This window comes from Cupriavidus laharis, assembly GCF_914271435.1.
GTDB classification, from domain to species: domain Bacteria; phylum Pseudomonadota; class Gammaproteobacteria; order Burkholderiales; family Burkholderiaceae; genus Cupriavidus; species Cupriavidus laharis.
On record NZ_CAJZAI010000002.1, the window covers coordinates 653609 to 679858 of the forward strand.

A 26250-nucleotide genomic window follows, 5' to 3' on the forward strand; every position below is an offset into this window, starting at 1 on the left:
GTTTGCCGCTCACTTGGCAGCCGCTTAGTCGTCCGGCATGACCACTGCGATTGCGACGCAGCTATACCAAATCCAACACATCGGCCAGCGGCAGGCGCGGCTTCTGCGGCCAGTTTCCCGGGCGCTCCGCTCCTACGGACAACAGCATGACCGGCACTTCGTCCCTGGCCAGTCCGAATTCGCGGTGCACCGCTTCGGCATCGAAACCAATCATCGGCGTAGAACCCAGACCTAGCGAACGGGCTGCGTAGATCATCGCCGCCGCGCCGAAGGTGCCGGAGCGTACTGCCTCGTCGCGCTGGCGCTGCGGATAGTCCATATACAGGTTACGTGCGGGGATTTCCCATTCCGGCACCATCTCTGCCGGCATGACGCCCGCTTCCACCAGCGGAGCGAGGCGATCTGGTATTACGCTGGAATCGGCCAACTGGCCGCAGACGATGAAGGTAACAGCTGCTTCGGTGATCGGAGGCTGGTTCCAGGCGATCGGGCTCAGCCGAGCTTTTGCCTCAGCCGTGCGTACGGCGATGAAGCGCCAGTTCTGCATGTGGAAGGATGTCGGCGCGCTGGTGCCGATTCGCACCAGCGCGCGGATTTCGTCGTCGCTCAAGGTGGCGGCGGGATCGTAGTACTTGGCGGCGCTGCGGCTCAAGATACATTCGATGACTGCATTGGTCTTCGCGGTTCCCTTGGTCATGGGTAGGACTCTTTCATCAGGTGGTTAGGAGCCTCCACTTTAGGTCTAGCCGATACATATTTCGAGACTCTATCTGCTCGATTAAATGCCCAAAAGGATCAAAACAACTTGGCCATCCACATCTGCGAGCACGACGCGAAAATCCAGCGTCGAATGCACGACGAGCAATGGGATTCGCAACTGCGCGATCCGCGGCGCCAAGTCGTGACGCCCCAGGTCGTCGGCTATGAATACGCAAACTAAGCCGCCGGTTTCTGCGGTGCCGCGCCGAAGTGAGGATGCGACGAGAAAACCTCGACAGCCCAGTTCACGAACACCCGCACCTTGCACCACCCCCGGCGTCAAATGAAGGCGCATTGGACACGTCGATCACCACCTGTGCGCCGGTGATGGCTTCTTTGAGCCCTTCGCCGGTGACTGTGTTGACGCCACCGTTGGGCGACGCCGCGACGACCTCGTGGCCACCCTCGCGCAGAATGGCAACGGTCTTCAAGCCAATCAGGCCAGTGCCGCAGATCACGACTATCCTCATGGGTCTTCTCCTTCTGAGCCTCGGTTGGTTTTCGGCGATGCGCCGCACGAGTCCCGATGGCGAACGAACCGCATGTCAGGGAAATAGTTTTCGATACTGGATGAACTCCGAGCGCTCAGCGATGCGGTCGTAAAGCTGCATGGCGTTATGGTTGGTTTCGTGCGTCAGCCAGTGCACACGGGACACCCCGCGACGTTTCGCGTCCGCATAGACATGCTCGATCAACGCGCGGCCAATGCCGCTGCCACGCGCGACGTCCGCAACAAACAGGTCCTGAAGATAACAGTGGTCTCCGGTAGTCCAGGTGGAGCGATGGTGGATCGAATGCACCAACCCCAATGCTTGTTCGTCCACCATGGCTAGCGCCGCATGCATCGGCTCGGCCGGATCCAAAAAGCGCGCCCAGGTTTTGAGCGTCACGGACTCTGGGATATCCAATTCGTAAAACCGCTGATAGCCTTTCCACAGCGGCAGCCAAAGATCAAAATCGTTGTGATCAATGGCTTTGATCCCGACTGATTGCATAGAATACTCCTGAAATCGAGGCTACCGCCCCCGGCGACACTCCAGACCGGACGGCCGCCCCTGATGCCACCGACGCTGTTCCAAGGGCATTGGGGCCGCTGAGGGCGGCAAGAACCCATTCGAGCGTAGTGGCGCGGCCTTCGTCCGTCGCGACATAGGCCACTATGCCGCGGCGCTCGGCAGTCCGGGTTCACAGGGATTGAACGCGTTCGATGATGACTTCCAGGCGCCGCCCGCCGACCGCTACTTTCGCCCGCGCGCCAACAGTACCCGCGCCAGAGCGAGGCCGATGCCGCTTGACCCGCCGGTGATGAGGACGCATGCCTATTCTCGTATGAGCTTGTCTTGCGTTCTGGTATCGAAATCGCTGGCATCGTTCCGTTCATCAAGCTGGTCCGACGGGGTGCCGCTCATGCACGTCGGTTAGGTCGTTATGCCGAAGGAGCTTGTAGCCGGACTCACCGAGCGCGTCATCGCACTGACGCTTTCTGGAAGTATCAACCGAGGTTCGCCTATGCTCTAGGCAGCACCGCCTTGAAGACGATTTCGATAAGCTGGTCAGGAAAGGCCAGCCTCGATACCCCAATCAGATTGCTGGCGCACTGAGGCCGCACCTTGGCGTAAGCTTCTTTGCGCACCTTTCCCGCAACCGCAAACGCCGCATCGACATCCAGGACATAGAGCGTCTCTTCCACAACGTTGTCGAGGGTGGCGCCGAACTGTGCCAAGATCTTGGCGGCATTTGCGTAGGTCACCCGCATCTGTTCTGCCATCATCGAGAAATTAGTGGGCTTGCCGGTATCATCGAGCGCCGCGGGTGCGATCATGGCCCCCATGTCATCATGACTGAACTGGCCGGAAACAAAGATCATGCTTCCGATCTTAATCGCCTGTGCGTAGCCGTAGTCGTCTTCCGCTGGCACGCCATGATAGGCAGCCCCTTTGCCATTCGTTGTGATCTTGTTTGTCATCTCTTATCTCCAGTTGAATAAGCCGGCCCAGGTTATCCGGGCCATTTGTTCACCTCATGGCTTCTGATCTTTGGGCGACGAGCCCTGTACAGACGTCAGCAGAAGACAAAGCGATGCGGCCAGCAGAACAAGGTCCTTAAGAAGGAACTGCCCTGGTGCTGCCGAGATCGCCGGAAATCCGCCCGCTGTCGCCTCTGCTACCCCGGGGGTGCTCAAGAAGAAAGTGAGTGTGATCAGATAGGTCGCAGCGGACATCGCCGCTCCCAATGCGGAGACAATGGGCTGGAAGGCTCCGACAATCAGAGCCGCTGCGGTCGACAGCTCAAGTACACCTATGACATAACTTGCCCCTTGAACTCCGAATAGGCTGTGCAACCAGCGCATGATGGGGCTGTTGACGATGAACGGAGCAATGCCGTTGGCTTCGTAAGCGGTGAATTTCATTCCACCAAACCAAAGGAAGACGACGACTAGCGCCCATCTGAGCAGAGCCAGATGAGAGAGCGGCCCAACGCTCTTTTCAGCTATTTTTACGCGAACCCGATTCATAAGACTGGTCATTTTAGGTTTCCCATTTAAGTTGTAAGCGTCCTTGTTAGCGAGCTTTTGTGACCGAGCCGTTGGCAGTTTCCGGCGGCCCGAAGACCTACAATTGGAGCGCATTACGGCTATAAGCTGCCCGGAGAAAACTGGATGTGTGATGCCATGCGCGCCCGGAAAGGGCGCTTACCCGATGGGTGGAAAATCGACGTCGGTTCCGTTGATACGGTTGAAGGTATTGGTGAAGATGGTGAGCGCGATGGCCGGCGAGATCTCAGCCAACTGAGTGTCGGTGTAGCCGGCCGCGCGGATGGCAGTGAACTCGTCTTAGTTGATCGTGCCACTGGTGGTCTGCAGGTGAGATGCGAAGCGCACCAAGGCATCACGCTTGGCATCACCCGTGGCCTGCCCGGCGCAAATGGCGCGCTAGGCATCGACCGACAGACTTACCATCTTGCCTACAAAGCTGTGTGCGGCCAAACAAACGTCGCAACCCGTCTTCTCGCTGGCGATTCGGCTCATGCTGCGACTCTTTCATCAGGGGGTTAGGAGTCTCCACTGTAGGCTCACCCGATATTGATTTCGAGACTACATTTGCTCAATAAGATGCTAAAAAAGATCAAAACAACGAGGCAACCCACCTCTATCGCGGCGGCATAGCGACGTTTGCGGCACGGTTTCCAGCAGGTGTGGGTGATCGATATCGGTGTGCCGCAGCAAGCGGCGTAGGAGATGAGGTATGGCCCTCGTGACCGGCAAGCAGGTCGAACGCGGGGTACACGACGGGATCGGCAACTTCATACTAGCCACGATGCAGGGCACGCTGACGTCGCCAATGAGCCGGCCAGTTCATGGAGCCACGACGCCCCTCTTGACCACGCCTTCTGTTCAACTGACCGCTATGGGCCCGATCAGAGACGGCCGCCGGCCTGGCGGTTGGTATCCGTCCGAGTCCCGGCCAAAACTACCATCAGCCCGCTACGCCAGCGCATGATCGAAGACATGCGGATGCGCACGCTTGCGGATCAGACCCAGACCCAATACATCCGCGCCGTGCGCCAGTTCGCGGCCTTTCTCGGCCGCTCTCCCGACACGGCTAGCACTGAGGACCTACGACGCTATCAACTCCATCTGGTCGATCACGGCATCTCCCCGGTTTCGCTCAATGCCGCGATCACCGGATTGAAGTTCTTCTTTGAAGTGACGCTCGGCGATGCGCAACGCATGGCCAAGATGCGACTGGTACGAATTCCACGCCCCCTGCCCGTGGTACTCAGTCCCGACGAAGTCGGCCGACTGCTGGCGACCGCCGGGAACCTGAAGCACCAGACCGCGCTCGCGGTCGCCTATGGCGCCGGCTTGCGCGCCAGCGAAGTGGTGGCGTTGAAGGTCACCGACATCGACAGTGAACGCATGACCCTGCGCATCGAACAGGGCAAGGGTCGCAAGGACCGCTACGCGATGCTCTCACCCGTGCTGCTCGAACGCCTGCGCGTTTGGTGGCGTGTTGCCCATGCCCAGGGCAAGATGCTCGACGGTGGCTGGTAGTTCCCGGGCCTTAACTCCATCCAACCGCTCAGCCCCCGGCAACTCAATCGCGCCATCCATGCCGCTGCCCAGGATGCACAGATTGAGAAGCACGCGTTCATGCATACGCTGCGACACAGCTTCGCCAGTAGCCGGCAGAGGCGAATCCGATTTCGAACAGACGTTTCATCGCGTACTCCTGCGTTTCAGACCGCCCCGATTATCCACGGACAATGAGCCACGGGCGCTGGTTGACCTTTGCGTCCCTGTCCAGTCCCTAGCCAGGTGACAGTAACCGATGAGACTTACGCAACATGGACAGGGCGCTTCCTCGCTGGGGCAGTACCGTTGTACTGCAACAATACTGCCGATGCACCGCAAACGGACCTTCCGAAGCGGCTCCTCCCGATTCCTTACGCTATGTGCGTCGGCCGATGGTATGCCGGCTGTGACGAAGCGCTAAAAGCCCGCTGTACTTCGGAAGCTGACGCCGGACCCGTCTGCCGCCCTTCGCTCGCGACTGCAATGCGAAACCAGCCAAGAGCATCGCGTCGGCGTCTACGTGCTCGTTTGTGTGGACAGCCAGGTGGTGGGTAACCTGTGCGTGGACCACGCAAAGGCTGCGAGCAGCTCCGGATTGCAGATGTGAAGCGGGAAATGTCTGCTTGGGTTCCCGCAAGGTTGCGGCAAACAGAGCCGCCCGGCGTAGGACGCAACCGTTATGGATATGCCTTGTCAGCGTCGGCTTTGCGGACGAAGAAATGCGCGCAGTCCGTAACTGTTTGACCTTGCCAACGGATGCCGGCCTGATGACGCGCGTCGCACTACATCATCAGGCCGCGGCACAGCACCGAGACGCCGCTGGCCGCCAGGAACAGCAGCAGCACACGCCGCACGGCCTCCGCGGAGAAGCGCCTGCGCAGCCGCGACCCGGCGGCCAGGCCAGCGAGGCTGAACGGCACCGCGAACGCCGCGCTGCGCAACAGGTCCGCCTGCTGCAGCAGTCCGCTGCCGGCAAACGCGACCAGACGCATGCCTGCGCTGACCAAGATCACGGCCGCGATCGTGGCGCGGAACTCGTCGATGTGCGGCAGGCGCCGGGACAGGTACATGGTGTAGATCGGGCCGCCTGTCCCGAACAGCGCGCTGAATACCCCGCCGACGATGCCTGCCGGCGCCGACCAGGCCTTGCCGGTCGCCTGCATGCGAACGGAGGGGGCTGCCAGCGCACGCGCGGTCATGCCTAGCACGAACACGCCAAGGCCGACCAGCAGCCAGCGTGACTCGACCTTTGCCAGCACGGTCGTGCCAAGCGCCACCCCGGCGACCATGAACGGCACCAGCCGAAGCAGCTCGGATCGCGCAATGGAAGCGCGGTTGCGCAAGCCGACCATCGTGGTGGTGACAAGGTCCAGCAGCAGCAGCATCGGCACCACGAACTGCAGCGGGATGAACTGGACCAGCACGGGTACCGCCACCATCGCCGCGCCAAAGCCGGTCAGCCCGAATACCGTGTAGGCGGCGGCGACGGTCGCCCCCAGGACCGCGTAGTGCTCGGTTCCCATCCTGTCAGCCCGTTGTTCCCGTGGTTGCCACGCTATTGCACCTTGATGCCGACACTGCGGGCCAGCGACTGATATGTCGCGAAGCTCTCCGAGACATACCTGGCTGTCTCATCGGGTGTGAGGACGCGTGGTATGCCGCCATACGTCGCGTTGGCGGAGATCCAGCGTGCATCGCCCGACGCCGCCTTGAGGATGGCGGCCCACTTCCTGACGATCTCCGGGGCCAGTTTCGGCGGGCCGTACAGCGCGCTCCAGCCGATCACCGCCTCGAGCTTCGGGAACCCGGCCTCCCGGACGGTCGGCACATCCGGGAACTGCTTCAGCCGTTCCGGTGTCGTGGTCACCAGCGCGCGCAGCTTTCCTCCCGAGAGTTGCCCGCTCACGGAACTCAGGTTCGGGCAGCTGAAATCCACTTCCTTCGAGATCACGGCGAGCGCCGCCTCGCTGCCGCCCTTGTAGTTCACGCTGACGGCATCGGCCGGCTTGAGGTTCAGGCTCTGGAGCAGCAACTGCGGCGCAAGGTTCAGCACCGTGGCCGGGCCCGACGCGCTGTAGTTCAGCTTGCCGGGATGCGCCTGGAGTTCGGCAGCGAGGTCCGCAATGGTCTTGTACTTCGAATCCGGATGCACGACGCAGACCACGGGGTTCAGTTCGAGCAGGCCGATGAAGGTGAAGTCGTTCCACTTGTACTGGAGCCCCGAGTCCTGGATGGCGGGAAGGAGCACCTGCGAGCCGACCCGGGCCAGCAGCAGTGTGTAGCCGTCCGGCGCCGCGTCTTTCGCCACCTGCGAGCCGATGGCCCCGTTCGCGCCGGGCCGGTTCATCACCACGACCGGCTGCCCGAGCATGGCGGAGGCCGTGACGGACAGGTTGCGCGCGGACTGGTCCGCGTCGCCGCCCGCGCTGAACGGCACGACGATCGTGACCGGCCGGCTCGGATACGTCTGCGCGGCAGTGGGCAGCACCGCCGCAGCGCCTGCTGCTGCCACGCCGAGCGCGGCAAGCCGCAGGGTCCTGCGAAGCATTCGATCCATGACGCTTGTCTCCGTTTCCGGACGGTGGCGGCTCAGGCGCTGCCTGCCATCCGACAGTGGGTACGCTCTGTGTCGGACACCCGGACATTTCAACGTCCTATCAGGTGTCCCTCCATGGACCGGCTAGTTTGCAGAGATCTTGCGCCTGGCCACCAGCATCTTCCACCGCCCGGATTCCTGCGCAATCTCCTCGACCAGGCGGCCATTCGGGGACAGCGTCTTGGTCATGCCCTGCCCGGCCAGGTACCGCTGCATGCCCGGCTCCGATACCGCGCGCTCGAGATCGGCATACATCTTTGCGGTCAGGTCCTTGGGCGTTCCCGCCGGCGCCATCAGCGCGAACCAGCCGTAGAAGCTGAAGCCCGGCAGGCCGGCTTCCGCCACCGTCGGCACGTCGGGCAGCAGCGGCGAGCGCTCCTTGCCCGTCACCGCCAGGGCGCGCAGGCGGCCGCCCTTGAGCAGCGGCGAGATGCCGTTGATATTGCCCACGGTCATGTCGATCACACCCGCCATCAGGTCCGCATAGGCCGGACCGTCCCCCTTGTACGGCACGTGGACGACCTCCATGCCTGCGGCTTCGGCAAACGCCTCGCTGGCGATATGGACCTGGCTGCCGTTGCCCGCCGAGCCGAAGGTAAGCTTGCCGGGATTGGCCTTCGCATAGCTGATGAGCTCCGCCACGGTCTTGGCGGGAACCTTGGTGTTGACCGTGACGACCATCGGGCCGCTGGCCACCTTGCTGATCATCTCGAAGCTCTGCGTGGAATACGGCAGCTTCTGATAGATGTAGGGATTCACCGTGAACATGCTGCCCGAGGCCAGCAGCAGCGTGTAGCCATCCGGCGCCGCCTTGGCGACCACCTCTGCGCCGACAGCACCGCCTGCGCCGGGACGGTTGTCCACCACCACGGGCTGCTTCCATTGCTTGCCCAGCTCCAGCGCCAGCGCGCGTGCGAGCAGATCGGTGGCGCCGCCCGAGGCGAACGGCACCACCAGGCGCACCGGCTTGTTGGGCCATTCCTCGGCATGCGCGGGCGTCAGGTACAACGGCGCGATCGCGAAGGCAAACATGGCCACGGCGGTGGAACCGGCGTAGCGCCTGGTGTCCCCGCCGCCACACAGTTCCTTCATCACGGGATTCGCCCGTGCGCGGCGCAGCCATTGCCATGCCAGCCCTTTCCAGTGCCTGATCGCCTTTCCAATGCCAAGTCGTGTCATCGCTGTCTCCTTTGTGGTGCCGCTGTCCGTCGCGACTATCGTGCGCAGTGTCTCTGCTTTAATCGATGCTAATGACTACTATCCTTAAATGGAAACGGAATCTTGAAGTCAATATCACCAGTGAAACTGGTTAATTAAAATCCAGATAAAACATTGCCTCGCACATTTAAAGAAAATGCACGATCCAACTCCAAGTCCGATCTTGCTCTTCGACTATCCGCTTCGATGCAGGCCCAGGAACTGCGACATCGGCGCCGACATCGACCGCGCCGGATGCAGAACGACCGACAATGGCCGCATCAGCCTTGGAAATCCGGTGCGCAACTCGACCAGGGCTCCCCCGTCGAGCATTGACTGAACCAGCAGCCGCGACAGGCAGCTGATGCCCAACCCCAGCTCAACGGCGTGCCGGATCGCCTCCGAGCTTCCCAGCACCATGTGTGGACACAGCGGGCCCAGGTGGGGATGCAGCGCCTTCCTGACTGCATCGCGCGTGCCGGAGCCTTCTTCACGGAACAGCCACCTGGCATTACGCAGTTGTTCGTCCGAAACGGGACAGCCACTCTCCCGCTGCGCGATGGCAAGCGCGTCGTGTGGAGAGGCGACGATCACCAGTTCGTCATCGCGCCACGGAAGGCTGACCAGATCGGTGCCGGGGTCTGGCCCTTCGATAATGCCAACGTCGACATGCGCTTCCGCGACCATGCGGATGACTTCCTGCGAATTGCAGATATGCGTGTCGACGCGCCGATCCGGGTACTGCTCCTGATAATCGGCAAGAATCCTTGGAATCAGGCAATTGCCTATCGTCGTGCTCGCCGCCACCTTGAGGTGGCAAGGCGGACTGTTTCCGGAAAACTCGCGCTCGATCGACCTGGCATCGCGCACCAGGCGCTTCGCGCGCTCCTGCAGCGCGCGCCCGGCATCGTTGAGCACGAGCCGCTTGGAAACACGATCGAACAGCGTGATCCCCAGCAATTGCTCCAGTTCGTTCACCGAAGCACTGACGGCCGATTGCGACAATGCAGCCTCTTCCCCGGCGGCTGCCGTGGACCCCGTCCTGGCCACCGCCGAGAACAGTTCGAGTTGCCGCAGGGAGAATCGCACCGTCGCCATCGCTAACGCTTGCGCACCAGCCTGGGCCGGCTGTCGTCGGGGGTGCTGGCTGGCGCGCTCGTTGGCGCTGTAACAGCCGTCAGCGCATCGAGCAGCAGCCGCGACAGGTGGGCGCGCGGATTGTCGCGCGGCACCAGAATGCCGAGCCTGCGCATCAGCGGCGGCGATCCGAACGGGATGGTACGGATCGACGCCGGAAACTCGTTCTGCACGCCGCGCGCGGGCACCACCGAGGAGCCGAGGCCGTTTGCGACCATGGCGATAACGCCATCCAGCGTGTCGATCTCCATCGTCGACCGGACCGCGATCTGCCGGCGCACCATTTCTTCCTGGACCAGCAGGCCCACGCGCGCCGTGCGATTGAAGCGCACATATGGCGTCGTTTCGAGCACGCCTTTGTCCGAATCTCCACGCGTCGTGACATGCGTGATGACCACGAACTCTTCGTTGAAGAACGGCGTGAACTCCAGGTCCAGGCGCGGCACCTCGGGCTCGGTGACCACGGCGACATCGAGCTGGCGCCGTTGCACGGCGCGCTCCAGGTCGTGGGTCAGCCCCGTGGTCAGGTGGATGTCGATGCGATGCCCGTGCTGCTGCAGCCGCTTCAGTGCCAGCGGCAGCAGGCCGGACACGCACGTGTGCACGGCGCCGAGCTTGAGCACGCCGCCCGCCGCTTCGCGCTTGAGCGCCGCGCTCATGCTTTCCCAGTGCGTCAGCAGGTCGCGGGCCCGGTTGGTGAAGGCGAGCCCTGCGTCCGTCAGGATCGGCGGCCTGCGGCTGCGGTCGAAGATAGTCATGCCCAACTCTTCCTCGAGCGCGCGCATCTGCATGCTCACTGCGGACAGCGACAGGCCGATCGCGTTGCCCGCTTCGGCGAAGCTGCCGCGATCCGCGATGGCGACCAGGGTGTAGAGCGTCTTGACGTCCATATTCGACTCGATATCAGGGGGTACGGTGCGCCGTCATTGTGCCGCACGGACGCACACCGCGTGCCCTATAGCCCCAGCAGGCGGCGGGCGTTCCCGCCCATGACCTTCTCCATGTTCTCCGGACGGATCGGCAGGGTTTCGAACCACTGCTTGTAGTCCCGCACCGGGCAGAACGGGAATGAACTCGCGTACAGCATCCGGTCCGCCAGGAAGGTATCGGCCGCCTTCACGTACTCCTCCCAGCCCGGCATCCTCGAAAAGTACATATCGGGCGACAGGTACAGGTTCGGCCGGCGGAACGCGATGTGGAGAATCTCCGTGACCCATGGCCAGCCGCCGTGCACCACCACGACCTTCAACTTCGGGAAATCGGTGAGCACGCGGTCGGTGCGTATCGGGTCGGAGTAGCTCAGGTCCGGGCCCGCGGTGCCGCCCACCATCAGGATCACCGGCACGTCCAGGTCTTCGCAATGGGCGTAGATCGGGTACAGGCGGCGGTCGTCCGCGTACATCGGTATCGGGTACGAACCGGGCTCGATGTTGATGGCCTTGAAGCCGCCGGCGACGGCATCCGAAATGGTCTTGCAGGCGGCCACGCGATTGGTGGGATCAATCGATGCCGCACCGATGAACCGCCCCGGATAGTCGCGCACGATCCGCGCCACATCGTCATTCGATACGCTGCCCAGCGTGCCGGCAAGGCGGCCCACGACAACGCCCTTGTCGACGCCGGCCCCGTCCATCTCCCGCATCAGCAGGTCCATCGACTGCTGCTGCGCAGCCGGCGAAGGCTCGAAGCCGACCGTGCGCGTGAAGCCGTCGCGGCGCTCGCCGGCCGAGTACATCAGGGTATTCAGGAAGCCGCCGAGTGGCGGCCGCAGTCGGAAATCGATGATCATGTCCGTTCCTTGCCGGTTCGCTGCCTGTGTGTTGGGGGTGCTTGGGGCTACATCACTTCGTTCTTGCGGTCGTCGGTCTCGCCGTAGCGGTGCAGTGCGGGCGGCTTGAGTCCGGCGTAGAGCTTCTCGATGCCGGCGTTGATGACCTCGGCGTGCTGGGCAAAGAGCGAGTTGCCTTCAAGATCGCTCTCGACGATGAACGGGCCGAAGTTCTCGACCTCGAACATCCACATCGCCTGGGCGATGCCAAGCTCGTCGAGCCAGAACACGTCGCGCACGCGCTTGATGCCGCGGCCCAGCAGCGCACCCGTGCCGTACCCGACCGTCGTCAGGTAGACCGCGCCGCCGGGTGCCAGCACGCGCTTGTAGTCGTCGGCAGGCATGCCGCCCTTGCCGATGAAGATCCGGCAGCCGGTCTTCTCCATCCACTTCGGGATCCACTTCGAGAAGCGGAAGCTCGCCGTGGCAGTCACCGCGCCGACGTTGTAGCCGCCGTTACCATCTGGCGCAGCCGCGGGCGAGCAGTGGAAGTTGACGTTGCTGAGCCCGCGCAACTCGACCGGCGGCTCGCGGCCTTCATCCAGCACCTTCTTGTAGACGCCCTCGCGCGCGGTGTAGATCACGCCGTTCAGGTAGACGGCCGAGCCCAGTTCCAGTCTGGCAATGTCTTCCGTCGTGGCGGGGAGGTTGATATGGAAGACCTTCAGGTCATCGTCTTGCGGGCTTACCATTCGACTGTCTCCCTGCGCAGGTAGGGGGTGAACCACTGCGGGTCCGTGCGGTACTCGATCTCGCCGCTCGCGTGGATGCGTGCCGTGGCGCGCCGCGACGACAGGCAGAACGTGTGCAGGCTGACCGGCATGCCGCCCGTGTGGGTATGGCCGACTTCGATGTGGCAATCGACCACCATCGAAGAGCCGACAAAACCCATGGCCCCCATGCCGATCGAATTGCCGAGCTTCATGAGTTCCAGCTCCAGTTCGGCAATCTTCGGGTCGGGGTTGCGGTCGCCGACCACGCGCAGGCAGGCGGCCTGCTTGCCGAGCTGCATGCACGTATCCTTGGAGCCGCCCAGCCCGATGCCGACGATGGCCGGCTGGCACGCCAGGCCGCGCTTGCCGAACGCGATCAGCGTATCGAGCACGAAGCGCTTGATGCCGTCGATGCCGTCGCCGGGGAACAGCATGCGGTAGTCGGTGCCGAACAGGCCGCCCTTATGCACCGTGGTGATCTCGACCCAGTCGGCATGGGGCTCGAACGACCACTCGATCTCCGGTGCGTTGATGCCGACGTTGTTGTTGTTGTCGGTGCGCCAGAGCGGATGCACGCGGTTCGGGCGCAGCGGCACGGCCAGCGTCGCGTCGGCAGTCGCCTTGCGCAGCGCCCGCTCGACGGCGACAAAGCCGCGCTGGACCGCCGCTTCATTGCCGACCTTCACGTAGTAGCGTGGCAAGCCGGTGTCCGCGCACATCGGACGGCGGTCCTCGTCGGCGGCTTCCCAGTTGTCCTGCATCGCGTGGATGACGAAGCGCGGCAGCTTGCCGGTCTCGGTCTTCTGCAAGGCCTGGATACCTTGCTTGTAGTCCTTGGGGATCTCGATCGCGGCGCGTTTCATGATCTCGAACGCGGCTTCCTCGACCCGATCGATGGAAATGGTCATCGTAGCAGTCCTCTATGCGGCAACTTTCGGGGGTTGGCCGGCTTCGCCAGTGATCAGCGAGGTTCCGGGCCGGACAATATCGAACTTGACGGGGACCATCTCCAGGCGAATGTCGTCGCCGTCGGCACTCACGCGGGTATAGCGGCTGCTGTGCAGGTCGCCCGTATCAGGGAAGTCTTCACGGAAATGCGCGCCGCGGCTGTCCTCGCGAGCCAGCGCGGACACCGTGATGACGCGCGACATGTCGACCAGGCTTTGCAGGTTCAGCCAGTCATGCCAGGTCACGTTGTAGCGCCGGTCGCCGTCGGGCACGCCAATGGCCATCAACGCGCGCTGGTGCGACGCGACCGATTCCAGTCCGCGCTGCATCGCCGCCTCATGGCGCAGCACGCCAACGTCGTCCCACATCGTCTGCGCGAGTGCGTCGCGCAGTTCGTGGATCGCGCCCGCCGGCTTCGAGAACGGATACTCGGCACGCTCGATGCCGCGCGCGATCACGCGCCGGTCCGGCTCCTTCCATTGCCGCACGCCCGGGACGTAAGCGGCCATCGCATCGCCCGCGATACCGCCGAACACCGTCGAGTTCGCCACGCCGTTGCCGCCGAGGCGGTTCGCGCCATGGACGCCACCGCAGTCCTCGCCAGCGGCGAACAGACCTGGCGATGCCGTGCTGCAGTCGACGTTGAACTCGACGCCGCCCATGAGGTAGTGGGCAGTCGGCACTACCTCGACGCGCCCGCCTGCCAGGTCGAAGCCGCAGTCGCTGCAGCGATTGACCATGCCCGGGAAGGTCCTGGCCACCTTCTCCGGTCCGAGGTGGCTCATCTGAATATAGACGCCGCCCATCGGCCCGGTGCGGCCGGCGCGCATCTCGGCATAGATGCCGCGGCTGACCACATCGCGCGTCGCGCGTTCTCCGCGTGCATCGTAGTTGGTCATGAATCGGTCGCCGTCGCCATTGAGCAGCCAGCCGCCCGCGCCGCGCAGGCCTTCTTCGAGCACCGTACCGGTCATGCGGGTATCCGGGCCGCCGAGCAGCCCGGTCGGATGGAACTGCACCATCTCCATGTCGCGCAGGCTCAAGCCGTAGCGCATCGCCATGGCCAGGCCGTCGCAAGTCTTGTCGCCCGACGGGGTGTGATAGCGATACATGGTCGGGCCCGCGCCGGTGGCCAGCAGCACGGCCTTGGCTTGCACGAAGCGATAGGTGCCGCGACGCATGTCGATGAACAGTACGCCCGCAATGCCGGAGCCGTCCGCAGCGGGGATCAATTCGATCGCGCGGTGCTCTTCCATCTCTTCCACGTCGAGCGCGCGCACCTGCTCCATCAGCCGGTTGATGATCTCGATGCCGGTCAGGTCGGCCTTGTGCACGGTCCGGTCGAAGCTCTGCCCCGCGAACGCCTTCTGGTGCAGCGTGCCGTCCGGGTTGCGGTCGAAGAAGCAGCCGATCTCGTTCTCGAGTTCGCGCACGCGCTCGACCGCGCCTTCCACGAGCCGCCAGGCCAGATCCTGCCGCGGCAGCCACTTGCCGCCCTCGATCGTGTCCATGAAGTGGCGTTCGACCGAATCGCCGGAGGACAGCGCCACGTTATAGCCACCCTGCACCATGCGCGTACAGCCGCATTTGCCCAGCAGGCCCTTGACCGCCACCGACACCTTCAGCGCGGGGTTGGCCTTCTTGGCGTGCAGCGCCGCGAACAGGCCGGCCCCGCCAGTGCCGAGGATCAGGATGTCCGTCTTGTGGTTCTCGATTTGCATTCAGATTACCCCCAGGGCAAAGACCACGCCGACCAGCAACGACAGCGCACCGCCCCAGCCGATCCACGACAGCCGTGCGTCGCGCGTGGAACTCCACGGCAACAGTTCCAGCGCCAGCAGCCGCAGGCCGAAGCACATATGGATGGACAGCAGCAGCACCAGCCCCCATTCGCCGAACTTGACCGCGCCCATGTCGGCGAACTTCAGGAACGCGTCCATGCGGGCGCGCTGGTCCAGCGCAAGGCCCAGCACATAGAAATGCGCGGGAAGAAAGATGCCGAGCGCGAGCCCCGAGAGCCGATGGCCCAGGAATGCCCAGTACGCGCGATGATTGCGTGGTGACTTCATGACCAGAGCCCTCCGACCGCCGCCACTGCGCGCAGTCCCATCGCCAGCAGTACCAGGCCGAACAACAGGCACAGCACCGATGCGGCGCTGCGGCTGAGCCGGGCCCACTCGATGAGAATGTTGCGCAGGCCGATCGGCACGTGAACCGCCACGCTGAGCACGAACAGCGAATAGAACGGAATCCAGACCCAGCTTCCCTGCGTGCGCGACAGGATCTCGGCGGCGGTCAGCCCGCCTCGCACCGCATAGAGGATGACGCCCAGGTGCACCAGCACGAACGGCGCCATGACCATGGCCGTGAGACGCTGGAGGGCGAAGAGACGCGGCTCCATGTTCAACCCCCTCCCTTCAGGAATTGCAGCAGCGCGTTCTTCTTCAGGCCCGCGATGCTGCCCGTCGGGCTCAGGCTGACCGGGCAGTGCGTCATGCAATTGCCCTGCGTATGGCAGGCGTTGCAACCACTGCCCGAAGTTGCCTTGCGCAGTACGTCCTTGGGATCGGCATGGCGCTCGTCGTTGAACAGCGTCCAGGCGCGGTTCAGCGCTGCCGGGCCCAGGTACTCCTTGTCCCACGACACCACATCGCAGGCGGCATAGCACACGCCGCAGTTGATGCATTCGATCGCGGCGTCGGCCATCTTGCGCTTGCGGCTGGCCGGCGACACGGCGGCCGGCGGGTCGCCGCGCGTGGCGGTGCCGACAAAGGTGTTGCCGGCCTTCTTCCACTTGTCGAAGAACTCCGACATGTCGACCACCAGATCCTTGATGCGCGGCATGTTGCGCAGCGGCTCGATGACGATCACGCCATCCTCTTCCACGCGGCTCACGTGCGTGCGGCACGTCCAGCGCGGCCGGCCATTGACGGTCATCGCGCACGAACCGCACACGCCCACGCGGCACGCGAAGCGGTAGGACAGCGTCGGGTCGAGGCGACGCTGCACTTCGGTGACCACATCCAGCACGGTCTGGTTCTCGCGCCACGGCACCTCATAGGTGGTGAAACTGCCCTCCCCGGTGCCGCGTGCAATGCGTACCGTGAGCATGCGCTGCGCGGCCTTTGTCGCCTCCATCACTGTCTCCCCTTCGTGTCGTTCAATGCGCCGATGCGCCAGCCTGATTGCGCGCGAACACCGGTGTGGGCTCGCCTTCCATCCGTACGTTGATGCAGGCTGGCTGGCCGCGGGCGAGCGCTGCCTGCAGTGCTGGCGCCAGTTCGTTGATGTGTTCGACGAACGCACCGAATCCTCCCAGCCCGGCCACCACGGCGTCGTAGCGCGCCGTGGCGCTCAGCCCGCAGCCGATCAGGCGGTCCTCGCCGTAGGTGCGTTGCTGGATGACGTGTTCGGCGTTCCAGCGCAGGTCGTTGCCGATTACGGCAATGACGCCGGCCTGCTCGCGCACGGCGGTGTCGAACTCGGACAGGTGGAAGCCGGCGGTGCCATCGCCCATCAGCAGCACGACCGTGGCCCCGGGCCGGGCGATCTTCGCGGCAATGGCATAGCAGATGCCGCCGCCGATCGCGCCGGACACGCCATTGATGATCCGCGTCGGCGCGGTGCAGAACGCCTGCGCCCATTGGCCGAACTCGCCGCCATCGCAGACGAGGATCGGTTCCGGTACACCGCTGAGGAAGCGGTTGACGGATTCGCACAAGGCGCGCGGATGAATGCCGGGCTTCGATCCGGCCGGGGCCGCGCCACGTTCGAGACGGGCGGAGCCAACACGCTCCATCCATGCGGCACGATCTTGCTCGGGCGGCCGGGACGCTTGTTCAAGCCTGTCGAGTGCTACGGACACATCGGACACGCAGCGCGCGGCGAGGCGGTCGCCAAGAAGCCTTTCTGCCCGGCGCAGCATGTCCACGTCAGGGTCGATCGCGACGACGCGCGCCGTCTTGCCAAAAACGCTCTCGCGGCCAAACCCGACCGTGAAGTCGAGGCGCTTGCCAAGCAGGACGATCAGGTCGGATTCCGCGACGACTTCGGCGATCGCGCCCAGCGACGGATCGCGCAGGCCGCGAGGGCTTTCCATCGGCACGATGGGCGCATGCAAGGCCTGGCTATGTGCCGCCAAGGCCCGGCGATTCCGTTCCCGGCACAGCGAGGGGCCGGCGAGGATCAGCGGACGGCGCGCCTGGCCCAGCAATTGCGCGATAGCCTCGATGGTGTTCGCGGCCGGCTCGACCGGCTTTGCATCGGGTATCTGCGCGGGCAATGCGTCAATGCCGGATTCCCGCGTCATCAGGTCAAACGGCAAGGCGAGGTGCACGGGGCCGCGACGGTCGGCCATTGCCGTCGACATGGCCGTGTCCAGCGTGGAAACGAGTGTTCTGGCATCAGTCACTCGCTTCGACCATTTGGTCAGCGGTGCCGTCATGGCAACCTGGTCCAGTTCCTGGAACGCACCCATGCCGTCTTCGGCCACGGAGGAATCGCCGGACAACACCAGCACGGCGCTTTCCGCCTGTGTTGCGGAGAACAGCGGCGCGATGCCGTTGGCAATGCCCGGCGCGGCGGTCAGCAGCGCCACGCCGAGTTCGCCCGTCACCTGCGACCACGCATCGGCCATGAAGACGGCCGCGGCTTCATGGCGGACGTGGACGATCCGGATCCTGGCATCGATGCACGCATCGTAGAGCGGCATGATCTGGTTGCCGGAGAGACTGAAGATGGTAGTCACACCCCGGCGCGCCAGCGCACGAATGACGAGTTCCGAACCGAGCATTTGTCTCCGTACCCGACCGTTCTTTTCCGGCCGTGGTCTTCTGTGGTTGGGTTGAATAAAGTTTAAGTAATCGATATTTCTGAATCAATTAGATATAGATTGATATTTTTTGAACTTAAGAACGCAATGTGATCTTTAGATACCTCATTGCGCTGGACGATCAGAGCTGGGCCGGCGGGCGGAACGTGAACCCCTGCGAGAACGACTCCCTCAGGTACTCGACAAAGACTTGCGAGACACGCGACGCGTGTGCGGAATACGGGCGGATGGCATAGAGCCAGTCCCCGAAGGCCCCGGTCGCGCGCCATTGCGGCAGCAGTTCGACCAGTCTTCCGCTTTCCAGCGCCGACTGCGCGCTGAAGTCCGGCAGCAGCGCGATGCCGAGACCTTCAATCGCGGCGTCACGCAACGCCTCGCTGTTGTTGACCGCGAGCGGGCCGGCAACGGGGACTGTCACCGGATCGGCATGTCCCGCACCCGTGTCCGGCGCCTCCGGCACGAAGGTCCACGTGGCGGTGCCTTGCCGGCGGGGATAGTGCAGGCAGGCATGATCGGCCAGTGCCTCGGGCGATTCGGGCGCGCTTCTGGTCCTGAGATAGGACCGGCTTGCCACCAGCACCGTGCGCGTGGCCGCCAGCGTCCACGCGACATGGGTTTCCGGCGGCGCGGACGTGTGCCGCACGGCAATGTCGAACCCTTCCTGCGCGAGCGGGCGCAATCGGTCGGACATATCCAGCTCGACCTGGATCTGCGGATAGCGGCGCAGGAATTCGGGCAACCGCGGCACCAGCTGCTGCCGGGAAAACGCCACCGGCGCGGTGAAGCGCAGGAAGCCGCGCGGGGCACCCGCAAGGTCGCGGACATTGGCATAACCCGTGGCGATCTGCTCGAACGCGCCGCGCATCGAATCGACCAGTTGCCGGCCGGCATCCGTCAGCGTCGCACTGCGCGTGGTGCGCTGCACGAGTGTGATGCCGGCGGCTTTTTCCAGATCGGCAATGTGCTGGCTCATCGAGGCCTTGCTCACGCCGAGCCGCGCGGCGGCCTTGCTGAAGCTGCCCTGCTGATGCAGGACAACGAGCCAATGCAAGTGCTCCCAAAGATCCTCTACGTTGGTTTTCGTCATATCCAGACCACCCTTACGTCACGCCACGCGTTCTATAGTTCGCATCTATAGCATGCCAGTAGCTAAAAATCCTGAACAGTGAGTTCGGCGCCGGCTAGCTACCCGCCTATCCCCTGTCTTCATACACTCGCCTCATTCCCAGACACGGCGGGCGATGCAGGCTCGTCAGACCAGCACAGGAGATTCTCATGACGGCGCCGTACAGCGATTCCGCAGACGTGATCCACTTCGTTTCCGGCGAGCGCTACGCCGGCTCAGGCACGCGCTCGCAGGCCGTGTTCAACCCGGCGACCGGCGCCGTGGCACGTCAGGTCCGGCTCGGCACCGTCGAAGATGTCGATGCCGCGGTGGCCAGCTCGCAGGCGGCATTCCCGAAGTGGGCGGACACGCCGCCGATCCGCCGCGCCCGCGTCATGCTGAAGTTCCTGGAACTGATGAACCAGCACAAGGACGAGCTGGCCGCCATCATCACGGCCGAGCACGGCAAGGTGCTGAGCGATGCAGCCGGCGAAGTCAGCCGCGGCATCGACATCATCGAGTTCGCCTGCGGCATTCCGCAGTTGCTCAAGGGCGATTTCACGGACCAGGTCTCCACCGGCATGGACAACTGGACGCTGCGCCAGCCGCTTGGCGTGGTGGCCGGCATCACGCCGTTCAACTTCCCGTGCATGGTGCCGTGCTGGATGTTCCCGGTCGCGATCGCGGCCGGCAACTGCTTCGTGCTGAAGCCAAGCGAACGCGACCCCTCGGCGTCGCTGTTCATGGCCAGGCTGCTCAAGCAGGCCGGCCTGCCCGATGGCGTGTTCAACGTCGTGCAGGGCGACAAGACCGTGGTGGACGCATTGCTCCATCACGCCGACGTGAAGGCGGTGAGCTTCGTTGGCTCCACGCCGATCGCCAACTACATCTACGAAACCGGCGCGCGGCTGGGCAAGCGCGTGCAGGCGCTGGGCGGTGCCAAGAACCACATGGTAGTGATGCCGGACGCCGACATCGACCAGGCCGTGGACGGGCTGATCGGCGCGGCCTACGGCTCCGCCGGCGAACGCTGCATGGCGATCTCCGTCGCGGTGCTGGTCGGTGACGTGGCCGACAAGATCATGCCGAAGCTGGAGGCCCGTGCGCGCGAACTGGTGATCCGCAACGGCATGGACCCCGCCGCCGAGATGGGCCCGGTCGTCACCGGCCAGGCGCTCGAACGCATCGAGAACTACATTGCGCTCGGCGTGGAAGAAGGCGCGAAGCTGGTGGTCGATGGCAGGAACTACAAAGTGCCCGGACACGAGCAAGGCTTCTTTACCGGCGGCACGCTGTTCGATAACGTCACCCCCGACATGCGCATCTACAAGGAAGAGATCTTCGGCCCGGTGCTGTCATGCGTGCGCGTGGACGACTTCGCCCAGGCTGTGAAGCTGGTCAACGAGCATGAGTTCGGCAACGGCGTGGCCTGCTACACGCGCGAAGGCCAGGTCGCGCGCGAGTTCGCGCGCCGCATCGAGGTCGGCATGGTCGGCATCAACGTGCCGATCCCCGTGCCGATGGCCTGGCACGGCTTCGGCGGCTGGAAGCGCTCGCTGTTCGGCGACATGCACGCCTATGGCGAGGAAGGCGTGCGGTTCTACACGCGCCAGAAGAGCGTCATGCAGCGCTGGCCGGACGCTATGGCGCGCGGGGCCGAGTTCGCGATGCCCACGGCGAAGTGATTTTGCGGGCGATGGGGGGTCTTGCTGCCAAGAACAACAACACAGCCCCCACCAAAACCCGCAACAAACACTTTGATTCCCAACAATCCCAGGGCCGACCATCTCGGTCGGCCCTCTCCCATCCCCTTACTGCGTCGCGCAGGTAAAGCTGGCCGCCACATTCACATCACCCGAACCGTTGTACTTCGGCCAGTTCGGATACTCGCACAGCGGTCGCGTCCGGCCCGGCACACCGACGGTGTCGGTCACCGTCTGGGAAACCGGCGCCGTATTATTCTCGACCCAGTTCTCCAGCGCTGTCAGCGAATCCCACGAAGCGTTGAATACCGAGCTCACGGCATGGCCATAGCCGGGAATCTCGTAGTAGCGCATGAAGTTGCTGACATTGCCTGCGCCCATCGTGCTCTGCACCCGCGTGAAGTAGTCTTCCGTCGCCCGCGTGCTGACCAGCGCGTCTGACATCCCATGCGCCATCAGGATCTTGCCGCCATGGTTCATGAAGGCGGACAAGTCGGTCTTGTTGACGTCCTGGATGCCGGTGAGCTGGCTGACGCGGTCCTGCCACGGCCCCGGGTTCTCCGGGTCGAGCGTGAGCGAATTGAAGGTCGGGTCACGCGTCACGAAGTAGCGCACCCACTGGTCCCAGAACACGCTCATGTACGGGGCAGTCGTCGGCATCGGGTTGGCCGGCGCATCGGTATTGAGGGCCAGCGAGATGACCGTTGGCTGGACAGACGCACTTCCGGCCAGGCCAAGATCCGCGCCCCAGACGTTGAAGCCCGGATACTTCGTCTCTCCGCTGCCCAGCGCATAGCCGAACACGACCTGCGTGTTATAGACCTTCAGGGCGTTGATCTGCGCATCCGACAAACAAGTGTCGCCGGTATCGGCGCCGTTGGCGCAACGTACCGCCTGGCCGTTCAGCATCGCCGTTGACGGGTCGAAGCTGCTGTTGCAGGCCGCGATATTGCTGATCAGGCCGTCGTTGACACCATCCAGGTTGTCGCATGCGGCAATGGCCGCGTCATAGAGCACCTTGCGCTTGGGCTGGTTCGGATAAGCGCCCGGCGCGGCCAGCGCGCGGGTAATACGGCCGAACTGCAAGTCCAGGCTCGCGGCATTCCAGGCCGGATAAAGCACGATCGCGCCGTCCCAGTCCTGGGGCCAGCGCTGCACCACCGCCAGCGCTTCGCGGCCTCCAGACGACCCGCCCGCAAAGTAGGCCTTCTTCGGACCATCGGCCTGGTAGTGCAACTGGATCAGCGCAATGGCGACGTCCCGGGTCTTTTTCAGCGCGTCGCCGGCAAAGTTCTGCAGCGCCTCGTCATTGGTGCCGAACGAACCGTCACGGCTCCCCAGCGCGCCGGCCTGGTGGCCGGAATCGCTGGCAAATGTCGCATAGCCGCGCGCAAGCGGCGTGGGCTGATCAGTCGGGCCCGCCGGCACGTTGCCCGCCGTGTTCGGGATGGTGCCGTCGTAGCCACCGCCGCCGAACATGACCACCTTCTGGTTCCAGCTCGCCGGCATATCGACCTCGAACTTGATGGCTGGCGCAGTCGGATCCACCGGGGCAATCGTGCCGGTCACCTTGCAGTACTCCCCGGTGCCAAGCTGGCCGCCACCCGTGGCCGGCACCTTGATAGCGTCGCTCACGGTCGCACCTTTGGTTGGCAGACCGATGCTGCTTGCGGCAACTGTCTTGCCGGGCATGTTTTCGCACGATACCGGGGTAATCGGGTGCGGCGGACTGGCACTATTGTCGTCCCCCCCTCCTCCGCAGGCGCTTAGCATGAGTCCTGCCGCAGTCGCAACGATGGCGGGTGCCAGTCCGATAGTCGCTGGCAAACGTCTGCATCCATTGTTCGTTGACATTTGTTTTCCTCCAGGTGTTTCCAGGAATGGGATAGGCCACGGTATCGCCCGGCGAGGTATCCCGCGGGTACGTCCGCAATTGGCGGGCCAGCGCGCATGCTCGCAGGGATGTGGTTCAGGAAATATGTCGGGAACTTCAGAAGTGGTGCGCGAGTACCGACTCTTATGCTGGCTCGTGTTACCCGATACGGTGTTGACGTGAATCTTTTTCAAATTGCTGTAATAACCTGCATGGGACAAACCGCGCGGAAGGTCATATCGGCATTGAGCAAGAGAAACGCGGCCCAAAAGTCCCAAAAGGGCACAACACGGATTTCCTGCCGCCGCTGGTCACTGTATATTCATACAGTGACCCGATCCCATACTTCTTGCGCCTTGCCCGCCACGCCAATCGATCCGCCCCGCTATACCGTCGCCGTTCGCGCCTTGTGCGAATTCACGGCAAAGGCGGGCGACCTGGACCTGCGCTTCACGCCCTCGCCCACCGGGCAGGAAGGCGTGGGGGGTCATGGCGTGGTCACCAGCCGCCGCGGGCCTGGCTATGAGTCCGAAGTCACGCTGTCGGGCGAGTTCGAAGGCCTGCGCGTGCGCGGCCGGGCCGATGGCTACGATCCAGTGGCCAACCGCATCGAGGAAATCAAGACCGTACGCGGCAACAAGGCCGACATCCCGCAGAACCACCAGGCCCTGCACTGGGCACAGGCAAAGATCTACGGCTGGCTGCTGTGTGAAGCCCGCAACCTCGCGAAGATCGACGTGGCGCTGGTGTATTTCGACATCCTGAGCCAGCGCGAACGCGTGCTGAAGGAACGCTACGACGCTGCGACACTGCGTGCCTTCTTCGAGGACAGTTGCCGCCGTTTCATGCGGTGGGCCGAACGGGAAATCGCTCATCGCAGTGATCGCGATGCAGGCCTGCAGGCACTGGCCTTTCCCCACGCCACGTTCCGCGACGGGCAGCGCCTGCTGGCCGAATCGGTCTACAAGGCCAATGCCAGTTCGCGCACGCTGCTGGCGCAGGCGCCTACCGGCATCGGCAAGTCGATCGGGACGGTGTTTCCTGCATTGAAGGCCATGCCCACGCAGCGCATCGACAAGGTCTTTTTCCTGTCCGCGCGTTCGACGGGCCGCGCGGTAGCGCTGCAGGCCACCACGCAACTGCGCCGCAATCCCGACGATGCGCCGCTGCGTGTGCTGGAACTGATGGCGCGCGACAAGGCTTGCGAGCATCCGGACCTGGCCTGCCATGGCGAGTCGTGCCCGCTGGCAAAGGGCTTCTACGACCGGCTGCCCGCCGCACGCGACGCCGCCAGCCGTGCAGCGCTGCTCGATGGCCGCACCGTGCGCGAGATCGCCCGCACGCACGAGGTCTGCCCGTACTACCTCGCCCAGGAGATGATCCGCTGGAGCGACCTGGTGGTGGGCGACTACAACTACTATTTCGACCGCAGCGCCATGCTGCATGCACTGGCCGCGCTGAACGAATGGCGCGTCAGCGTGCTGGTGGACGAAGCGCACAACCTCGTCGAGCGCGGGCGGACCATGTACACGGCCACGCTGGACCATGCCGCGTTCCGCGGCTTGCGGCTGTCGGCGCCCGGCGCGCTGAAGCGCCCGATGGACCGGGTCTATCGGCAATGGAACATATTGGCCAAATCCAGCGACGCCGCCTACGAAACATGCGACGAAGAGCCCGCCGCATTCGTTGAGGTGTTGACCCAGCTATGCACTGCCATCATCGACGACATGAGCGAGCATCCGCAGCGGCACGACGCCACGCTGGAGCGTTTCTATTTCGATGCGATGCACTTCCTGCGCCTCGCCGAGCAGATGACGGAATACGGCGGCAAGCATTCGCTGTTTGACATCACACGCACGCCGCGCAGCCGTGCAGGCGTCGACGCAGCGCTGTGCGTACGCAACCTGTTGCCGGCGCCGTACCTCGCGCCACGCTTCGCGGCCGCGCATTCGACCACGCTGTTCTCGGCCACGCTGCAGCCGGCCGACTACTACCGCAACCTGCTGGGCGTGCCGGGCAGCGCAGTGTGGGTGGAAGTGCCGTCGCCATTCCAGGCCGAACAGCTCGACGTGCACGTGGCGCGCCATATCTCCACGCGCTATGCCCACCGGCAACGATCACTGCCGGCAATCGTCGCGCTGATGGCCGACCAGTTCGCGCGACGCCCCGGCAACTACCTGGCCTTCTTCAGCAGCCATGATTACCTCCAGCAAGCCGCCGCCGTGCTGGCCGAACGTCATCCCGATATCCCGACATGGTCGCAGGCACGCGGCATGACCGAGACCGGCCAGGCCGCATTCCTCGGTGCCTTCGCGCCAGGCGGCCGGGGCATCGGCTTCGCGGTGCTGGGCGGCGTGTTCTCGGAAGGCGTGGATCTTCCGGGCGATCGTCTGATCGGGGCATTCGTGGCCACACTGGGTCTGCCACAGGTGAACCCCGTCAACGAGCAACTGCGCGAGCGGATGGAAGCCGTCTTCGGCCAGGGCTATGGCTATGACTACGCCTATCTGTATCCCGGCCTGCGCAAAGTGGTGCAGGCAGCCGGCCGCGTGATCCGCACCCGGCAGGACCGCGGCGTGGTCTGGCTGATCGACGACCGTTATGCACGCCCCGAGGTACAGGACATGTTGCCGGGATGGTGGGATGTTCCGGCAAGCGGGCACGGACTTGCCGAAGGCGGGTCCCGGCCATGAAGAGACGCTCATTCGATGCGTCGTCGAGACATTCACATGGCAGTTCCCCTCAGCAAGCGGTCGTTCGATCGCGTGAGCGCGGTATCCCCAACGCCGCACCTGCATATCACTCCACCTAGCGCTTCCCTGAAGGCTCAATTGAAGTTGACGGATCGATTCGCGTCGTGCGCTGATCAAGCACGCGATTCAGCGTCAGCCCAATCATTGCCCCAACAAGGTGGGAAATGATGAATCCCGGCACGCTACACGGTAGCGATGCACGCAAAGTTACTGGTGAACATTCGCCCCAACACTGCCGCAGGATTGGCGAACGATGTAGACGCGGTAAACCAGTACGCCGCGCCAATGTATGCGGCAACTGTGGAAGATGCCCGCCCGCTCGGCGTTCGCAGAATGCGCTCCGAGTTCCACAACGACTATCTTCGCAAACACCCTCAGGAGCAGATCTTCGCGCTGCTGCTTGACCGGAATAGCGAGCGGCTAACAGGCTTCAGCTTCCAACGATCGAGCATCGAAGAAGGCGCAGGCGAGCGCCTGGCGGCCGGCGAAGTCGGCGTCTATGTCCGGGAGTTTCAGCGCGCCTTGGCGCAAAAGAGATCCTCTATGGCTGAAAACCTGAAAGTTCTGAACGACACCCTATCCTCGCTGAACTAGGGACGATGAGTCCGCCTGCCTAAATCTGGGCTCAATCCCTGGATGAAAGCCCCTACTCCGAACATCGCAGGCGCCCGCGTCCCTTCGAGAACAGATGGCGCAATTTGGCGCCATCTCGGACGTCTCTTATCGTTGGTT

Annotated in this window: 24 protein-coding genes and 2 pseudogenes; 6 read left to right on the forward strand and 20 right to left on the reverse strand. The window is 63.8% G+C overall.

Translation table 11 applies throughout. From position 1 onward, the window contains the following. Nucleotides 1-61 precede the first annotated feature (61 nt). Nucleotides 62-697 carry a nitroreductase family protein gene (locus LDO29_RS06770; RefSeq protein ID WP_224079007.1) on the reverse strand — a complete coding sequence of 212 codons (636 nt, stop codon included), beginning with the start codon at nucleotides 695-697 and terminating at the stop codon, nucleotides 62-64. A gap of 108 nt (nucleotides 698-805) precedes the next feature. On the opposite strand from LDO29_RS06770, the gene LDO29_RS28185 reads away from it, so the two are divergent. Beyond that, nucleotides 806-940 carry a hypothetical protein gene (locus LDO29_RS28185; RefSeq protein ID WP_290369530.1) on the forward strand — a complete coding sequence of 45 codons (135 nt, stop codon included), beginning with the start codon at nucleotides 806-808 and terminating at the stop codon, nucleotides 938-940. Between the two features lie 97 nt (nucleotides 941-1037). Here the strand turns inward: LDO29_RS28185 and LDO29_RS06775 are convergent. The 4 genes and pseudogenes from LDO29_RS06775 to LDO29_RS06790 all read right to left on the reverse strand — a co-directional run. Beyond that, nucleotides 1038-1229, reverse strand: a pseudogene (locus tag LDO29_RS06775) (NmrA family transcriptional regulator); the annotation flags it as partial. A 75-nt stretch (nucleotides 1230-1304) separates the two neighbouring features. Then, nucleotides 1305-1754: a GNAT family N-acetyltransferase gene (locus LDO29_RS06780; RefSeq protein WP_224079008.1), complete on the reverse strand. Its 450-nt coding sequence runs from the start codon at nucleotides 1752-1754 to the stop codon at nucleotides 1305-1307. Between the two features lie 512 nt (nucleotides 1755-2266). Beyond that, nucleotides 2267-2725, reverse strand: coding sequence for a RidA family protein (locus LDO29_RS06785; RefSeq protein WP_224079009.1), 459 nt, complete (start codon nucleotides 2723-2725; stop codon nucleotides 2267-2269). A 54-nt stretch (nucleotides 2726-2779) separates the two neighbouring features. Next, the gene (locus LDO29_RS06790) at nucleotides 2780-3286 is read right to left on the reverse strand and encodes a YkgB family protein (RefSeq protein WP_224079010.1); all 507 of its coding nucleotides are present in this window, start codon (nucleotides 3284-3286) and stop codon (nucleotides 2780-2782) included. 132 nt (nucleotides 3287-3418) lie between these two features. On the opposite strand from LDO29_RS06790, the gene LDO29_RS06795 reads away from it, so the two are divergent. Continuing rightward, nucleotides 3419-3814: a hypothetical protein gene (locus tag LDO29_RS06795; protein WP_224079011.1), complete on the forward strand. Its 396-nt coding sequence runs from the start codon at nucleotides 3419-3421 to the stop codon at nucleotides 3812-3814. 441 nt (nucleotides 3815-4255) lie between these two features. Next, nucleotides 4256-4942, forward strand: a pseudogene (locus LDO29_RS06800) (tyrosine-type recombinase/integrase); the annotation flags it as partial. A gap of 674 nt (nucleotides 4943-5616) precedes the next feature. Here the strand turns inward: LDO29_RS06800 and LDO29_RS06805 are convergent. From LDO29_RS06805 to LDO29_RS06870, 14 genes are all read right to left on the reverse strand, one after another. Further along, nucleotides 5617-6357, reverse strand: a complete 741-nt coding sequence (locus LDO29_RS06805) for a sulfite exporter TauE/SafE family protein (RefSeq protein ID WP_224079012.1) — start codon at nucleotides 6355-6357, stop codon at nucleotides 5617-5619. 32 nt (nucleotides 6358-6389) lie between these two features. Continuing rightward, the gene (locus LDO29_RS06810; protein ID WP_224079013.1) at nucleotides 6390-7391 is read right to left on the reverse strand and encodes a Bug family tripartite tricarboxylate transporter substrate binding protein; all 1002 of its coding nucleotides are present in this window, start codon (nucleotides 7389-7391) and stop codon (nucleotides 6390-6392) included. Nucleotides 7392-7514: 123 nt separating this feature from the next. Next, entirely contained in the window at nucleotides 7515-8462 is a 948-nt protein-coding gene (locus LDO29_RS06815; protein ID WP_396022635.1) for a Bug family tripartite tricarboxylate transporter substrate binding protein, read from the reverse strand. Nucleotides 8463-8822: 360 nt separating this feature from the next. Further along, complete coding sequence (locus LDO29_RS06820; protein ID WP_224079015.1) at nucleotides 8823-9725, reverse strand: LysR family transcriptional regulator; 903 nt, start codon at nucleotides 9723-9725, stop codon at nucleotides 8823-8825. 2 nt (nucleotides 9726-9727) lie between these two features. After that, nucleotides 9728-10654 (reverse strand): LysR family transcriptional regulator, encoded by a 927-nt coding sequence (locus tag LDO29_RS06825; RefSeq protein ID WP_224079016.1) that lies wholly within the window; start codon nucleotides 10652-10654, stop codon nucleotides 9728-9730. 65 nt (nucleotides 10655-10719) lie between these two features. Next, on the reverse strand, nucleotides 10720-11553 hold the full coding sequence (locus tag LDO29_RS06830) for an amidohydrolase family protein (protein ID WP_224079017.1): 834 nt from the start codon (nucleotides 11551-11553) through the stop codon (nucleotides 10720-10722). 47 nt (nucleotides 11554-11600) lie between these two features. Further along, nucleotides 11601-12284 carry a fumarate hydratase C-terminal domain-containing protein gene (locus LDO29_RS06835; protein WP_224079018.1) on the reverse strand — a complete coding sequence of 228 codons (684 nt, stop codon included), beginning with the start codon at nucleotides 12282-12284 and terminating at the stop codon, nucleotides 11601-11603. Next, nucleotides 12278-13213, reverse strand: a complete 936-nt coding sequence (locus tag LDO29_RS06840; RefSeq protein ID WP_224079019.1) for a fumarate hydratase — start codon at nucleotides 13211-13213, stop codon at nucleotides 12278-12280. The genes LDO29_RS06835 and LDO29_RS06840 overlap by 7 nt, the downstream gene beginning before the upstream one ends. Before the next feature lie 12 nt (nucleotides 13214-13225). Beyond that, complete coding sequence (locus tag LDO29_RS06845; protein ID WP_224079020.1) at nucleotides 13226-14974, reverse strand: L-aspartate oxidase; 1749 nt, start codon at nucleotides 14972-14974, stop codon at nucleotides 13226-13228. After that, nucleotides 14975-15322, reverse strand: a complete 348-nt coding sequence (locus tag LDO29_RS06850; protein WP_211947612.1) for a succinate dehydrogenase — start codon at nucleotides 15320-15322, stop codon at nucleotides 14975-14977. Beyond that, nucleotides 15319-15654, reverse strand: coding sequence for a succinate dehydrogenase (locus LDO29_RS06855; RefSeq protein ID WP_224079021.1), 336 nt, complete (start codon nucleotides 15652-15654; stop codon nucleotides 15319-15321). The genes LDO29_RS06850 and LDO29_RS06855 overlap by 4 nt, the downstream gene beginning before the upstream one ends. A 2-nt stretch (nucleotides 15655-15656) precedes the next feature. Next, entirely contained in the window at nucleotides 15657-16391 is a 735-nt protein-coding gene (locus LDO29_RS06860; protein ID WP_224079022.1) for a succinate dehydrogenase/fumarate reductase iron-sulfur subunit, read from the reverse strand. A 22-nt stretch (nucleotides 16392-16413) separates the two neighbouring features. Continuing rightward, nucleotides 16414-18045, reverse strand: coding sequence for a thiamine pyrophosphate-binding protein (locus LDO29_RS06865; RefSeq protein ID WP_224079023.1), 1632 nt, complete (start codon nucleotides 18043-18045; stop codon nucleotides 16414-16416). Between the two features lie 160 nt (nucleotides 18046-18205). Next, nucleotides 18206-19171: a LysR family transcriptional regulator gene (locus LDO29_RS06870; protein ID WP_224079024.1), complete on the reverse strand. Its 966-nt coding sequence runs from the start codon at nucleotides 19169-19171 to the stop codon at nucleotides 18206-18208. 188 nt (nucleotides 19172-19359) lie between these two features. On the opposite strand from LDO29_RS06870, the gene LDO29_RS06875 reads away from it, so the two are divergent. After that, nucleotides 19360-20874, forward strand: a complete 1515-nt coding sequence (locus LDO29_RS06875; protein WP_224079025.1) for a CoA-acylating methylmalonate-semialdehyde dehydrogenase — start codon at nucleotides 19360-19362, stop codon at nucleotides 20872-20874. A gap of 126 nt (nucleotides 20875-21000) precedes the next feature. Here LDO29_RS06875 and LDO29_RS06880 read toward each other — a convergent pair whose 3' ends face one another. Continuing rightward, complete coding sequence (locus LDO29_RS06880) at nucleotides 21001-22746, reverse strand: tannase/feruloyl esterase family alpha/beta hydrolase (RefSeq protein ID WP_224079026.1); 1746 nt, start codon at nucleotides 22744-22746, stop codon at nucleotides 21001-21003. Between the two features lie 375 nt (nucleotides 22747-23121). Between LDO29_RS06880 and LDO29_RS06885 the strand changes: the two genes are divergently transcribed. Both LDO29_RS06885 and LDO29_RS06895 read left to right on the forward strand, forming a co-directional pair. Then, entirely contained in the window at nucleotides 23122-25458 is a 2337-nt protein-coding gene (locus tag LDO29_RS06885; RefSeq protein ID WP_224079027.1) for an ATP-dependent DNA helicase, read from the forward strand. A 273-nt stretch (nucleotides 25459-25731) separates the two neighbouring features. Then, nucleotides 25732-26112: a hypothetical protein gene (locus tag LDO29_RS06895; RefSeq protein ID WP_224079135.1), complete on the forward strand. Its 381-nt coding sequence runs from the start codon at nucleotides 25732-25734 to the stop codon at nucleotides 26110-26112. Nucleotides 26113-26250: the final 138 nt, after the last annotated feature.